Origin of the sequence: Emticicia aquatilis (genome assembly GCF_014644295.1) — a bacterium.
GTDB classification, from domain to species: domain Bacteria; phylum Bacteroidota; class Bacteroidia; order Cytophagales; family Spirosomataceae; genus Emticicia; species Emticicia aquatilis.
In genome coordinates this window covers 374,277-388,434 of record NZ_BMKK01000005.1, presented here as the reverse complement: position 1 = coordinate 388,434, position 14,158 = coordinate 374,277, and the positions used below count along the sequence as shown (strand labels likewise).

Sequence of the window (14,158 nt, the reverse complement as noted above, 5' to 3'; positions counted from 1 at the left end):
CCATTTATTCTCCTTTCATTTGTCGTTTCCGTAATTTGCTCAAAAATTCGGGTGTGATGCCCAAGTAAGAAGCAATATAATGCTGCGGCACTCGCTGTGGAAGCGAAGGGTAGCGTTTCAGAAATTCCTCAAATTTATCCATTGCCGTGTAGGAAACTGTCCGAAACAGGCGTTTTTGAAGTACACTCAGATGTCGCTGAATCATTAATCTAAACATCCGTTCGAGTTTCGGAACACGAGCCAGCAATTCGTCTTTTGATGCACGAGAAAGTACCAAAAGTTCACAATCTTCGAGCGTTTCGATATACATAATGCTCGGAGTTTGGTTTTCAAAACTCGTAATATCGCTTACCCACCAGTCTTCCACCGCAAATTCGAGTGTTAATTCTTGTCCTTTGTGGTCAATAAAATATTCTCTAATACAACCTTTCAATACATACGCCTCAAAATTGCAGACATCTCCAGCATTGAGAAGCACCGTTTTTTTAGGAAATTCTCGCAACTGCATACAATTTTTCACAACCGATAATTCTTCGGGCGTAAGACTCACAAATCTTGAAATATAGTTTTGGATGCTTTCGTGCATGAATTCGACCTAAATTCTTATAAATTTTTATTTCTTGTTCCAGTTCAATGCTTTTTCTGAGAAGAAATCCCAACTTTGCACTATGATTTACGATGGTGATTATTGCATGAAAAATCCTTATCGTATGTCTAAAACTTGAAATAAAGATTCTAAGTTCAGTATTTTGCTTTTGCAAATTGTTTCTAATTAAACAAAACCTACAAATTCTATGAATTACACAGCATCACCGCAGCGATACCAAGACATGGAGTATCGTCGTTGTGGTAAAAGCGGATTAAAACTTCCAGCACTTTCGTTGGGTCTTTGGCATAATTTCGGAGGCATTGATAACTTCGAAAATGCTCGTGCAATCTTAAAATTGGCTTTTGATAGTGGCGTTACGCACATCGACTTAGCCAATAATTATGGCCCACCAGCGGGTTCGGCCGAAGAAACTTTCGGGCAAGTCTTGAAAAAAGATTTGAAACCGTACAGAGACGAATTAGTGATTACGACTAAAGCAGGCTTTTATATGTGGGAAGGCCCATACGGCGAGTGGGGTTCTAAAAAGTATTTGGTTTCGAGCTTAGACCAAAGCCTAAAACGAATGGGTTTAGATTACGTGGATATTTTTTACCATCATCGTCCAGACCCCGAAACACCACTCGAAGAAACAATGGCTGCACTTGACCTAATTGTTCGTCAAGGAAAAGCCCTGTATGCAGGAATCTCTAATTACAGTGCCGCTGATACCGAAAAAGCCGCTAAAATTTTGAAAGAATTAGGCACGCCGTGTATCATTCACCAAGCGAAATATTCGATGTTTGACCGTTGGGTAGAAGGTGGCTTGCTTGATGTTTTGGAAGCAAACGGTGCGGGTTGTGTAGCATTTTCGCCATTAGCACAAGGTTTATTATCAAACAAATACATCAAAGGAATTCCTGCCGATTCGAGAGCCGCTTCGGGGCGTGGCAATGGTGCAATTGAAGAAAACAGAATTACAGAAGAAAATGTAAATAAAGTAATTAAACTCAATGAGTTGGCCGAAAAACGTGGACAAAACTTGGCACAAATGGCCTTATCTTGGGTATTGAAAGACCCACGCATTACGTCGGTTATTTTGGGTGTGAGCAAGCCTCAGCAATTGACAGATTCGTTGGAATGTCTAAAAAACACTTCTTTCGACGAAGCAGAATTACAAGAAATTAATAGTATTTTGGCTTAAAAAGTAGTAGTTTTATCGTAAAAATCAACAAATAAATGCAAAAACATATTTTATTTTCTTTGGCTTTCAGTACGCTGGCGTATGCTTCGTGTGCTCAAAGTGCCAGCACTTCGGTAGAGACAAAAGCTCCGAACTCTACTTATCCATCGGCTTTTCAAGGTCAAACTCGTATTGGAGCCGTTAAAACCCAAACTCCGTATGGATTTAAAGTTCTTACTGAAGGCCTTACGTCTCCGTGGGGCGTAAAAAGTTTACCTGATGGCCGATTAATTATCACCGAAAAAAGCGGTGTGATGAGAATCGCAAAAACAACTGGCGAATTGAGTAAGCCAATTACTGGTGCTCCAGCCGTAAATGCTGATGGTCAAGGCGGTTTATTGGGCATTACAATCGACCCGAATTTTCAGAAAAACCGTATGATTTATTGGACGTTCTCTGAAAACGTTGAAGGCGGAACCCTCACATCAGTAGCAAAAGGAAAACTTTCGGCTGATGAAACCAAAATTGAAGGTGCAACAGTTATTTACCGAGCAACTCCTGCCCACAAAGGTAATTTGCACTACGGTGGAAGAATTATCTTTGATAAAAACGGAAATCTTTTCGTGAGTACAGGTGAGCGTTCGGATAGAGTTACTCGCCCACAAGCACAGGAATTAAATTCAAGCCTCGGAAAGATTCTACACATCACAACCGATGGAAAACCAGTTGCAGGAAATCCATTTATAGGAAAAGAAGGAGCAAAACCAGAATTATATTCTTACGGACATAGAAACGTGCAAGGTTTGACTTTCCACCCAGTAACTGGCGAATTATTCTCGAATGAGTTTGGCCCAAGAGGTGGCGACGAAATCAACCACGTACAGGCGGGTAAAAACTACGGTTGGCCAACGATTACTTACGGAATTGAGTATAGTGGTAAACAAATCGGTGACCCGGTTATTCAACAAAAAGAAGGTATGGAACAACCTGTTTATTATTGGGACCCATCAGTTTCGCCAAGTGGAATGACTTTTTATAGCGGAGATATGATTCCAGAATGGAAAAACAACCTTTTTGTAGGCTGTTTGAGCGGAATGCACATTGCTCGTTTGATTATCGAAAACAACCGAGTTGTGGGCGAAGAAAGATTATTGACCGAAGAATTCCAACGTTTCCGTGATGTAACACAAGGAAAAGACGGTGCATTATACGCCGTTACCGACCAAGGTCGCCTTTATAGAATTGCTAAGAAATAAGTAATAGTTAACTGACAAAAAAGTATCTCGGTGCCTGAGCGAAGTCGAAGGCACCGAGATACTTTTTTATATTAGACCATTCGTAAATCAAAATCTACTTCACCTTCAGCGTTTTATCAATCACTTCGAGTAAGCCGTTTTGTGGTTTGTCTTCACGTAATTGCCAAAACATAATGCCGTTTAGTTTATTCTTGATTACGTACTCGGTTTTGAGTTTCATTGACTCGGGGTCATCGTAAGAGAAAAACAATTTGTCTTCTTCCGAAAACAAATACGGAGCTTGAGCCGTGGAATCCCAGTATTTTTTGTAGGTTTTGTGTTCGGCTAAATACTTTTCTAAACCATTATAAGAAATCCCTCGTTCAAACTTACAAGGTTGATAAAGTCCGTTGTTTTCAGTGGCACTTAGCTTAAATACTCGACCATACATGGCCGCTCCAATCGCAATTTTATTGGCAGGCACACCTTTGGCAATGAGCATTTTTACACCATTGTCAACCGACTCTTTTAGTTGTGGTGTAGAATATAAACCCGTGTGATGGCCGCTTATTTCGCTGTATCCATGCACTAAATCATAGCTCATCAGATTGATTCGGTCGAGTAGGGGCGTAACTTTCTCCCATTCAACCGATTCTTCAATGTATTTGGCAAAACCACCCGCTGCAAAACTTAATTCGTACTTTTTACCGAAAGTAGTTCGGAGAGTTTTGATGAGTGCCGTAAAATTTTGTTTATCTTCGGGCATAAACGGATGTCCAGGAGGGCCTGCAATGGCAGGATATTCCCAATCTAAATCCAGTCCATCGGCATTGAAACTTACAAAAAGTTTTTTGACCGAAACTGCAAATTCTTCTCGTGCCTTTTGGGTAGAAAACACGCCCGAACAAGTATAGCAACCTTCCCAACCGCCCAACGAAAGTATAACTTTGAGTCTCGGATTTTTCTTTTTCAATTCTACTAAACGCTTGATAGTCAGGCTGTCTTTTTTATTATCAACTGCCAGTACGTTTCCTTTTAAGTGCAGAAATGAGAAAATAATGTGCGTGAGTTTATCGACTTGATATTGGTCGATGTCTTGACTATTGCCAGCATAATAACCAATGACGGCAATTTCTTTTTGTTTTTTAGGTTGGGCGAATGTGCTTGCCACAAAAATAAAAAAACAGAAACAAGTAAGTAGGAGGGTTTTAGTTTGTGATTTCATGAAGAGTGCTTAGAAAAAACTTTAAAATGGATTTATTTAAAAAGATTTTTCAAAGATACGATTGAAAAAGGTTTTTTCACCTCCCAAATCTCAAACCAACGGTCGTAATATTCTGAGTGGCCGAGCTTCGTTCTAATTTATTCAAGAAAACATTTTTTATATCAGCTTCCACAAAAAGATTCACTACACCATAGCCCATATTCAGAATGATTCCATAGCGGTACGGGTTCTCTGGGTTTTTGATGCTCACTTTTGTTTCTTGCCGATTGAGAGCTTTTATTTCGGCGTAGTTTCTGCTGCCTCTCAGCAACATTCCGATATAAGCTCCAATGCCAAAATTGAAGGTTTTTTGATTGTTTTGTCCGTAGAAATTGATGGTCGGAATTATCTTAAAATCAGTATAAAACAACGACTGATTGTTGGTATAAGGCGTTATTTCTTTGGGTAAAGCGGTGGCGTTTAGGCGGTCAACGGTGTAGTAATTATCGCCATTGCGGGCTGGTTTGAAAACTGCCACTGTATCATATTTTGTATTATCAAGGCTATTGAGGCGAAGCAAATAAGCGTTGCGTTTGGTGCTGATGCTCCGCAAATGATACCAGCTTACATCAAAGCCATAGCGAAGTACAATTTCTTTATGGCCAGTACGAATAAAACTTTCTTGACGCATCAAAGCCACGCTCAAACTCGGTGAAGTAAGGAAGTTTTGACGAAAAATTTGCTCCGTCATCTTAAACGGATTGTACGTAACGGTGCTGACGGATAGATAGTTAGCTGAGTTTAGTCCCACCGAGAGATTGAGGTAAGTATTGCGTTTGAGGCGTTGCCACGAAGTCATCCCTTCCAGTTGGCGTTGGGTGGTCATTTCTTTGGTGTAGCTGTTCCCTTCGTAATCTTGTCGGAAACTTCGACGAACGTTCGATGGCATTTCGTCCAAATCCTGATTCATCTGCACCACAATTCTATTTAAATCGTACTTTTCGAGAGCTTTTAGGTCTTCTTTGGTTTGTCCCCAAAGTACAATTCGCTTGCGTTTGCCAATATTCACCACTATTGAGTCAATGTCAGTGATTTCTTTAGCAAAAGAGAGCGTCGTCAAACACGAGAATAGCAATGTGAGCAGTTTATTCATTTAGAAGTGGGAGTGAAGAGTCAGAAAAACAAAATAGTCGAACCCCAGTTGTTATGAAGGTTCGCCTATTATCTATTTGTCGAGTCAGCGGCCATTGTTTCATTCTTGAAACTTTCTTTCACAAAAGCCCAAACTTTGTTGGGTTTGCCACTATTCACGGCAGGCAATTCTTCGTTGGGTTCTGTACCTTTTTTACCCAATTTCCTGCTCAAACGAGCCACCAAACCATTTTTTTTCTCTTTTCTTGGAGCTTGATTATAGTCTTCTTCATCATCAGGGATTTCCAAAATCGCTACTCGCTCACGGCGTTGTGGTGCAACTCGTTTCTCAACAAAACCTTGATACGGCACAAATCTATAATTATCGTTGGCTGGCGTTTGCTGTGCTATATTCGATTCAGTTTCGCTCGATGAAACATTATTTTGAGTTTCGTTGGCGGCCACAGTTGGCTCATCGGTCACACCATTTTCGTTGTCAGGGCTTGTTTCAAGTGGTTGAGTTGTTTGTTGTTTGCTCATAGCCATTGCTCTTACCACATTATTTTTATGGTTGCCGTTATTGGCCATCAGTTGTGTAGATTCAGTAGTAGGGTTTAAGGTTGGTTGTGTTGAAATAGTAGGAATTTGTTCTTTAATTACTTCATTATGAGCTGTTACTGCGGTTTCATTATTATAAAAATACATACCTAATCCACCCAGCAAAACTACGCTTGCTGCTACGGCTTGCCACCACACAAATGGCTTTTTACGCTTCGTTTGTTTTTGTTCGATGCGTTGCCATACATCTTGTTTGTTCCATTCAAGAAACTGCGATTCTCCGAATGGAGATTCTTGAAACGATGATTTCCCGAAAAGAAATTCTCTTTCAAATTCCATTTCAGTTTCACCGACTTTTTCTTGAATTTTCTTATAAAACTCCTCTGTCTTCATGATTTTTATTCGTTTGGCTCGTGCTACTTTGCTTAGCAGTTTGCCTATAAAGAATTTTCTTCTGTAATAATTTTCGAGCGTGGTTTAGCTGCGATTTTGATGTTCCTTCGTTGATATTTAGCTGTTCGGCAATTTCTTTGTGCGAATAGCCTTCGATAGCAAAAAGATTAAAAACTGTGCGATACCCATCGGGTAGCTCGGCGATGAGTTGATGAATTTCATCGCTCGAAATCGAATCTAAGATATTATCATCAACTGGCACTTCTATGGCTTCGCTTTCGGGCATCAGATTAAAATTTGCCTGTTTGCGGAGTAGCATCAACGACTCGTTAATCACAATTCTTTTCATCCAAGCCTCAAACGACCGCAAATTATCGAACCTAAAATTAGCAGCTCCTTCAAAAATCTTGAGGAAAGAATCAACCACCAAATCTTCGGCTGTCATGCGGTCACGCACGTAGCGATACGCCACCCGATACAAAAAGCTTCCATAATGCTCAAAAATATTCTTTTGGGCAATGGGGTTTTTGCTTCGTAAGCTTTCGATGGTCGAGGTTGCTATCAAGTGGTTTCGTAACAGACGTTTCTTATGATGTAAATGCAGAAGATGCCCTTAAAGTTGTATGAAGGTAAAAATATTTTTTCGGTCTTAACTATTTGGCTGTAAGTATTTTCAAGGTTTTGAGCTATGAAAAGTGATACTTATATGGTTTGAAGGAAATTTATCATAAAAAACGACTAAAATAATTGTATAGTTTTTGTTTTTTCGATTGAAATCTCTAATTTTGCAGTCCGTTTTAGAAAAGTAATAGGAATTTCAATAAATAAAGTAATGAAAAAAGATATTCATCCAAATTATAGACCAGTTGTTTTCTGGGATTTGTCAACAGGTTTCAAATTTTTGACAAAATCATGTGCCAATACCAAAGAAAGTATCGTTTGGGAAGATGGTAACGAATACCCAGTTTACAAAGTGGAGGTTAGCTCTGACTCACACCCATTCTACACTGGTAAAAACGTATTGCTTGATACAGCAGGTCGTGTTGATAAATTCAACAAACGTTACGGAAAGAAATAATTTTCTTCTGGTATCAGATAAAAAGTCTTTCAAAATTTATTTTTGAAAGACTTTTTTGTAGCACAATTTGGAAAATTGTGCCATCACAACTTTGAAAGTTGTGTTACTTCTTCTTCAAAAATGGGTGCAATACTACTGATAGTAAAATCAAAGCCCCACCAATATAAAAGCCCGAAGTCATTTTTTCGCTTTCGCCAAAGATAAAATAGGCCATAATGATGCCATAGATTGGCTCCATATTGATGGAAAGATTGAGCGTAAATGCCGAGATTTTTTTGAGCAAGTGCATCATTTCGATATACGGATAAACCGTACAAACTAAGCCCAAAATTCCAACCCAAAGCCAATCATAGTGAGTAGGTGTAAGCTGAAAATGTTCATTCGGTAAGGCAAAAATAATAATCGGAATGTAAATCCATGTAGCACCAAATGCTCCGACCATTTCGTAGAAAGTAACGATTTGAGCATCGTACTTTTGGGCAAATTGAGCATTGATTACCGAAAAAATGGTTGCCAATAAAGCCCCAACCAAACCAATCAGAATACCTACAATATATTTTCCTTCAAAGGTAAAGACAAAATACATTCCTAAAACCACCAAAATTCCGAGAAAAACCTCAACCCAACTGATTTTGGTTTTACGCACAATTGGTTCAATGATACTCGTGAAAAACGAAGTCGTAGAAAAAGTCACTAAACTCACGGCCACCGTGGAAGCACGAGCCGAACCAAAAAAACATATCCAGTGAAACGACATAATTGCTCCGACTCCGAGTAGAGGTAGGGCTTCTTTCCACGAGACTTTTAGGTTTTTTTTCTGAAACTGGGCCACAATCCACATGCCAGATGCCGCCAGTAAGGTGCGATAAAACACTACGCCCAGCGAAGAAACCTCCGTTAGTCGACCCAAAATGGCCGTAAAACCGAGTATAATGACAATGAAATGAAGTTTTAGGTAATCTTTAGGTAGAGGTTTTGAATCCATGAAGTGGTTTTTTTGTGCAAATATAGCACGATTAAATGATAAGATTATAAACAAACAAAACGTGCCACACTTTGAAGCATGGCACGTTTTGCTGATTTTAAACAATCATATATTTTATTCGATTCTACCTTTGATGGTGTTAATTACGCCATCAATTCGGCTTCCTCCAATTTTTTTTTTCGACGTTCCTCACGTCGTAATAAGATTCTTTGCTTGAATCTCATCCAACGCTCATACAAAGGTGATTCCGTCAAGAAATCCCACTCGTCTTCTTTTTTATTTCCAGCCTCTTCTTTCTTTTTAGCCTCAACGGGGTCGAACAACATACCTGTACACAAGCAGTGCTTGCGATTGGTGCGGGTAAGCACATCGTAGTTTACGCAGCTTGAACAGCCTTTCCAGAAGGCATCATCGGCAGGTAACTCACTGAACGTAGTTGGTTCGTAACCCAAATCAGAGTTGATTTTCATTACGGCCAAGCTCGTCGTTAGGCCAATGATTTTTGCATCGGGATATTTCTTGCGTGAAAGTTCAAATGCCTTTTGCTTGATTCGTGTAGCAATACCACTCTTACGATGCTCTGGATGCACAATAAGACCCGAATTGGCCACAAACTTGCCATGTTCCCAAGTTTCGATATAGCAGAAGCCTACCCATTCGCCCGTATTGGTTAGAGCAACAATGGCCTTTCCTTCGTTCATTTTCTCTATCAAATAATCGGGAGAGCGTTTGGCTATACCTGTGCCACGAGCTTTGGCACTTTCTGCCATTTCATTACAAATAGTTTCGGCCAAATAGTGGTGACTTTCGTTAGCTACTTGAACAATATATAAATCTTCGGATGTGATTGCTGAGTTATTCATCGTCATTTATTGGGCTTTCCCTCAAACGGAGACGCTGTATCCTAAATGGTTTTTAAATGAAAAAAAAGAAAACTTTGATGAGAAGGGGTTTTGCTACAAGGGCAAAACAATTACTGTCTGATATTGATATATCGGAATCGTCGAATTGGCGTTATGGGAAGACGAATTTTCATTTTCTTAAAACAGGATGCAAAGATGTTAGGTTTTGAAATAATATCCAAGATTTGTACCTATTATTTTTGTTTGCATCAGAATAACGACGGGCTTTTATTTTTAGTTCGTGAATACTAAAATTTTTAAGGAAGGCTTCGCTTTGAGCAGAACCTTCCTTTTGATAACTTTGAACAAAAAACTGATTTTCTTTGAATACTCGACTCGCTAATTTTCTTTCGATGGCTCTGCATCCTTTGTTGATGCCTACTTTGCTGTTTCTGACACTACTTTTTCTTGCTCCTGCACCCTTGGGAGCAGAACCACTCGAAACACTCATGAAGCTGGCCGTGGTGGGTTTTGTTTTTATTTATACATTTGCTTTACCCGCTTACTTTGTTTATTTGCTGAAACGCTGGGGCATGATAAGCAGCCTAAAGCTCGAAAATCTGAAAGACCGCCGCTTGCCTTATTTTGTTACAGCTCTGATTTACAACGCTTTAGGATATTTTCTCTATTCAAAAAACTCGATGCTTTTTCCGTGCGGGTTTGTTTTGTGGAGCATTGCAGCTGTTATTTTGTGTGTTGGTATTATTAGTCTTTGGTGGCAGATTTCGGCTCATGCAGCGGGCGTGGGAGGTATGATTGGGGCTTTGGCCGGTATATTGGTGCAGTTTGGTGAGCATAGCCTTTTCTTTCCTTTACTCTTCTTGATTATTCTTGCGGGATACGTCATTTCAGCACGTTTGGCTCTCAATGCTCATACGCCCGCACAGGTTGGTGCTGGGTTTCTACTTGGTTTGGGGCTTAGTTTGGCTTCGATTTATGTGTTGTTTTGAGTTTTTATATAACTCTCCTATATTTTGCCCTGAAAGGGCTTCAATAAATTAAGATAGGGCATCGCCCTATCAGATATATCTCAAGTTCATCTGCCCTGAAAGGGCGAAGGAATTGCTACCGAAGCTTGTTTCGCCCTTTCAGGGCAGATGAACTTAGAGAATGATAAACTGAGAAAAGGGCTTTGCCCTTTCCTAAATGTATTAATACCCTTTCAGGGTATTTTTTACATAGATTTAATGCGTTTAACCTGATTCTCCACAAAGATTTCTTACTTTTTCGAAACAATTTTCAAAAATGTTTTACGTTTCATGCAACATTTTATTTTTGGTTGCGTCATTTGATTGTAACTTAAAACACTAAACTTTTCTGACAAATACTATATTCATTAACAAGCATTTCGACTTGGTCGAGCGATGCAAGCGTGGCGAGAGTAAAGCACAGTATGAGCTGTATAAGCATTACTCAAAGGCTATGTTTAGTATCTGTATGCGAATACTCAACCATGTAGGCGAGGCCGAAGATGTATTGCAAGAGGCTTTTATTGATGCTTTTGCCAAGATTGGAGATTTTCGTCAGGAATCGACATTTGGGATTTGGTTAAAGCAGATTGTTGTCAATAAAGCCATCAATCAGATTCGTGCCAGAAAGGTGCAGTTTGTGGATATCGAAGAGTTTGACGGCGATGAGCAAGACATCGCCGATGTACAGGAAAGTTCAGTAAATGAAGACGACGTCAAATTTGAGGTTGAACGCATCAAACGAGGAATGGAACAGCTACCCGAAGGTTTTAGAGTAGTATTATCATTGTATTTGTTTGAAGGCTACGACCACGAAGAAATAGGTAAGATTTTAGGTATCAACGAATCTACTTCTCGTACGCAATACATGCGTGCAAAGAAGAGGCTGTTGGAAATAATAGCCCCCCGCCCCTAAAGGGGGGCTTTTAGTCACAGTAATATAAAGCTCCCCTTTGAGAGCAGACGGATATGAAAAATCGTTTAGAAAGATTTGTAAGAGATAACCGTGAGGCATTTGACGACTATGAGCCGTCGGCTGACTTATGGAAAAAGATAGAGGCAAAGAATGTTCATGCCAAGCCAGCAGGTAAACTCGTGAGTTTGCAAAATTGGATTGGCAGTAAACCAAAATTTGCCTTGGGAATGGTGGCTGGATTTGTGATGTTTTTGATGATGGGCTACTTGGCGTATAATTATGCCAAACCAGCATCGCAGAATCCAGATATTATGGCTTTGAGTCCGACGTATGCAAAAGAACTGACGCAGTTTACGTCGTTGGTCGAAGCAAAGCGTGAAGAATTAAAAACAATAGAAAAAGAAGACCCAGAACTTTATCACCAGTTCGACACGGAACTGACAGTTTTGGACCAAAATTATCAAAACCTCAGAAAAGAATTACCCAAAAATCCTAATCAAGAGGAATTGTTAAAAGCAATGATTCAGAATCTTAGCATGCAGATTGAATTATTGAATCAGCAATTACAGATTATTCAGAAAATTAAAGAAGCAAAAAATGAAAAGACAAACACAATGGTATAAGTCAGCTTCTCCTAATTCTCGGAATTTAGGGGGGCTAATGGGAGTGTTTTTTTCACTCTTAACACTTACTTCTTTCGCCAATAATGGTGACTCAGTACAATGCTCAACGCCCGAATGGATTGAACGCCGCAAAAATATTACGTTTTCGTATGCACTCTCGGCCAGTGATAAAGTATCGCTCGAAAATCAGTTTGGAGACATAAACGTGAGTTTTTGGAATAAAGATGAGATTAAAGTTGAGATTTCGATTGTAGCAAATGCAACTTCGGAGGAGCGAGCCGCTAATTTTATTAGTACGGTTGATGTACAAGGCAAAAAGGCTGATGGTACGGTGAGTATCAAAACCACAATTGACCGTGAAGAAGGTAATTACAATAATAATACGTGGAATTGGAAAGGGGGAAGCAATGAAAAGAACTCTTTGAAGATTGATTATAAGGTATTTATGCCCAAAGGAAATGTATTGAAGGTGAAAAATTCATTCGGTAATACTTTTCTGCCATCGTTTGCATCGGTTTTGATGGTTAATCAAAGTTATGGAAAATTGATTGCCGAAGATATTTCTAATCCGCAGTCAGATATTAATCTGTCGTTTAGTAAAGGTTCAACGATTCGGTCGATGACTGGAGGGAAATTGAAGGCTTCTTATTCGGGAATAAAAATGGAGCGTGCCGATGATTTGATTTTCAATAATAGCTTTGGTGATATTGATATTAAAGAGGTAGGGAAATTGAACGCAAAAATCTCGTATTCGAGCGGAATGATTGGTACTATTAATGAATCATCAAACCTAAAATTGGAGTTTTCGGGAGGTTTTAAATTAGGCGAGCTGGGCAAGAATGTGAAAGAATTGAACCTAAATGCCAGTTATTCGCCCGTAAATTTGGTATTGAGTAATAATGTTTCGTATGATTTTGAGGTAAAAGCTAACTACGGGGATTTCAGTTATCCTAACGAACGTGGCATTTCATTTACGACCAACTCTGATGCTGATGCGAAGAAAGAAAACCATCATTTCAATCCAGTGAAATATTATACTGGTAAAATCGGTAAAGGTTCGGCTGATTGCAAGATTGTGGTAAACGGAAATTTCAGTAGTGTGAAGTTTAAATAAGTTTTTTTGAAAAGGTGTTTTAAGTAAAAGCAGTACAGATTTTATTTGTACTGCTTTTTTATTGATGAACAAGTCGAGAGACTTGTTTTACTTGATGGCAACTAAAGCGGGAGTTTCTATCAACGATTTCTTCAAAACATATTTGGCCATTACTGGAAAATGGTCTGAGAAATTGACACTTGAAATAGTTTTATATGATTCTACGTGCCAGTCTTGGCTCACAAATTGTTGGTCGATTCGAGCAAAGTATGGCTGGCGATTCAGCGTAAAACCGAGGCCTTGTCCAGCTTCTTCAAAGGCGTTTTTGAAACTTAGCTTGAGTTTTCCGTAAGAATAGCCAAAAGGCGTTTCGTTGAAATCGCCGCAAATAATGACAGGATATTTACTTCCAGAAACATAAGATTCTACCTCACGCATTTGTTCGTCACGCTTTTCAAAACCTTCTTTTAAACGACGGAAACTATCGGCCAGTTCTACACCAAAGGTTTTTATATGCCCTTTTTTAAGAGCATCAAAAGCTAAATTTATACGCACACCCATTGACCAAAGATGTACGTTTACTACCCTTACTGTATCATTTTTATAAGCAATATCGGCACATAAATATCCATTGATATTTGGTTGGTTTTTTCTATCCCAAACTTTACTGTATTGTTTCAGAATCGGATACCTTGAAAACATCGCTAAACCAATCAATCCTTTTTGGTCGAATTTGGTGAGTTTAACTACATTATTTGCGTACTGCGACTCAATATCTTTATTGGGCGAGTATTCCTGAAAGCAAGCAATATCGGCCTGTAGTTTTGCCCAATGCTCGTCTGTTTTATGTTTTTCATCAAAACACTCGCCATTGAAACTCAAGACTTTTAAGGCGGAAACATCTTCGAGTTTTATTTCGTTGCTATTGATTCCGACCATACGTTTGATGAGCGGAAAGGTTAGTAAAAGCCAAATGAAACCCGTTGCGGCTACGATTTTTTGTTTTTTTACGAGTAAATAACACGCTGCCGTAAGTCCAGATAAGACAGCCAGTGGCAGGCTCATCATGATAAACCCTGCACTCCAATGGTCGAATATTGGATAATAGCAGAATGCCATCGTGACGAATAAGTAGAGTAATGCAGTATAAGAAAGTGGATATTGGCGGAAAATCTTAAAAATGAAACTTGCTATTTGAAAGAATATTTCAGCACAAATCGACACCACATCCCAAAGAAATATTTTTAAATCGTTTAGTTTCATAATCGCGGATTGTTAAGTAAATAATTGTACAACAGTGAGT

At 39.2% G+C, this 14,158-nt stretch carries 15 protein-coding genes; 7 read left to right on the top strand and 8 right to left on the bottom strand.

Annotated features, from left to right (window positions below; genetic code table 11):
* Positions 1 to 4: 4 nt before the first annotated feature.
* Positions 5 to 586 (bottom strand): Crp/Fnr family transcriptional regulator, encoded by a 582-nt coding sequence (locus IEX65_RS14220; RefSeq protein ID WP_188766746.1) that lies wholly within the window; start codon positions 584 to 586, stop codon positions 5 to 7.
* A 208-nt stretch (positions 587 to 794) separates the two neighbouring features.
* Between IEX65_RS14220 and mgrA the strand changes: the two genes are divergently transcribed.
* Together mgrA and IEX65_RS14210 are read left to right on the top strand one after the other, a co-directional pair.
* Positions 795 to 1,790 (top strand): L-glyceraldehyde 3-phosphate reductase, encoded by a 996-nt coding sequence (gene mgrA / locus IEX65_RS14215; RefSeq protein WP_188766745.1) that lies wholly within the window; start codon positions 795 to 797, stop codon positions 1,788 to 1,790.
* 35 nt (positions 1,791 to 1,825) lie between these two features.
* Positions 1,826 to 3,025, top strand: coding sequence for a PQQ-dependent sugar dehydrogenase (locus tag IEX65_RS14210; RefSeq protein ID WP_188766744.1), 1,200 nt, complete (start codon positions 1,826 to 1,828; stop codon positions 3,023 to 3,025).
* 94 nt (positions 3,026 to 3,119) lie between these two features.
* On the opposite strand, the gene IEX65_RS14205 is transcribed toward IEX65_RS14210, so the two are convergent.
* The 4 genes from IEX65_RS14205 to IEX65_RS14190 form a co-directional block, all read right to left on the bottom strand.
* Positions 3,120 to 4,229 carry a glycoside hydrolase family 18 protein gene (locus IEX65_RS14205; RefSeq protein ID WP_188766743.1) on the bottom strand — a complete coding sequence of 370 codons (1,110 nt, stop codon included), beginning with the start codon at positions 4,227 to 4,229 and terminating at the stop codon, positions 3,120 to 3,122.
* Between the two features lie 76 nt (positions 4,230 to 4,305).
* A complete protein-coding gene (locus tag IEX65_RS14200; RefSeq protein WP_188766742.1) occupies positions 4,306 to 5,361 on the bottom strand; it encodes a hypothetical protein in 1,056 nt (351 codons plus the stop codon).
* A 68-nt stretch (positions 5,362 to 5,429) separates the two neighbouring features.
* Entirely contained in the window at positions 5,430 to 6,290 is an 861-nt protein-coding gene (locus IEX65_RS14195) for a hypothetical protein (protein WP_188766741.1), read from the bottom strand.
* On the bottom strand, positions 6,268 to 6,855 hold the full coding sequence (locus IEX65_RS14190) for an RNA polymerase sigma factor (protein ID WP_188766740.1): 588 nt from the start codon (positions 6,853 to 6,855) through the stop codon (positions 6,268 to 6,270). Before IEX65_RS14190 ends, IEX65_RS14195 begins: the two co-directional genes overlap by 23 nt.
* A 267-nt stretch (positions 6,856 to 7,122) precedes the next feature.
* Here IEX65_RS14190 and IEX65_RS14185 point away from each other — a divergent pair, with 267 nt between their 5' ends.
* Complete coding sequence (locus IEX65_RS14185) at positions 7,123 to 7,368, top strand: type B 50S ribosomal protein L31 (RefSeq protein WP_188766739.1); 246 nt, start codon at positions 7,123 to 7,125, stop codon at positions 7,366 to 7,368.
* A 103-nt stretch (positions 7,369 to 7,471) separates the two neighbouring features.
* Here IEX65_RS14185 and IEX65_RS14180 read toward each other — a convergent pair whose 3' ends face one another.
* Positions 7,472 to 8,353 (bottom strand): DMT family transporter, encoded by an 882-nt coding sequence (locus IEX65_RS14180; RefSeq protein ID WP_188766738.1) that lies wholly within the window; start codon positions 8,351 to 8,353, stop codon positions 7,472 to 7,474.
* Between the two features lie 143 nt (positions 8,354 to 8,496).
* Positions 8,497 to 9,216: a GNAT family N-acetyltransferase gene (locus IEX65_RS14175; protein ID WP_188766737.1), complete on the bottom strand. Its 720-nt coding sequence runs from the start codon at positions 9,214 to 9,216 to the stop codon at positions 8,497 to 8,499.
* A 362-nt stretch (positions 9,217 to 9,578) separates the two neighbouring features.
* Here IEX65_RS14175 and IEX65_RS14170 point away from each other — a divergent pair, with 362 nt between their 5' ends.
* The 4 genes from IEX65_RS14170 to IEX65_RS14155 all read left to right on the top strand — a co-directional run bounded on the left by IEX65_RS14170 (position 9,579) and on the right by IEX65_RS14155 (position 12,876).
* A complete protein-coding gene (locus IEX65_RS14170; RefSeq protein ID WP_229250682.1) occupies positions 9,579 to 10,205 on the top strand; it encodes a hypothetical protein in 627 nt (208 codons plus the stop codon).
* A 367-nt stretch (positions 10,206 to 10,572) separates the two neighbouring features.
* A complete protein-coding gene (locus tag IEX65_RS14165; protein ID WP_188766922.1) occupies positions 10,573 to 11,139 on the top strand; it encodes an RNA polymerase sigma factor in 567 nt (188 codons plus the stop codon).
* A gap of 53 nt (positions 11,140 to 11,192) precedes the next feature.
* Entirely contained in the window at positions 11,193 to 11,762 is a 570-nt protein-coding gene (locus tag IEX65_RS14160; protein ID WP_188766736.1) for a hypothetical protein, read from the top strand.
* Positions 11,737 to 12,876 (top strand): DUF4097 family beta strand repeat-containing protein, encoded by a 1,140-nt coding sequence (locus IEX65_RS14155; RefSeq protein WP_188766735.1) that lies wholly within the window; start codon positions 11,737 to 11,739, stop codon positions 12,874 to 12,876. Before IEX65_RS14160 ends, IEX65_RS14155 begins: the two co-directional genes overlap by 26 nt.
* An 87-nt stretch (positions 12,877 to 12,963) precedes the next feature.
* Here the strand turns inward: IEX65_RS14155 and IEX65_RS14150 are convergent, their stop codons facing one another.
* Positions 12,964 to 14,118 carry an endonuclease/exonuclease/phosphatase family protein gene (locus tag IEX65_RS14150; protein WP_229250680.1) on the bottom strand — a complete coding sequence of 385 codons (1,155 nt, stop codon included), beginning with the start codon at positions 14,116 to 14,118 and terminating at the stop codon, positions 12,964 to 12,966.
* Positions 14,119 to 14,158: the final 40 nt, after the last annotated feature.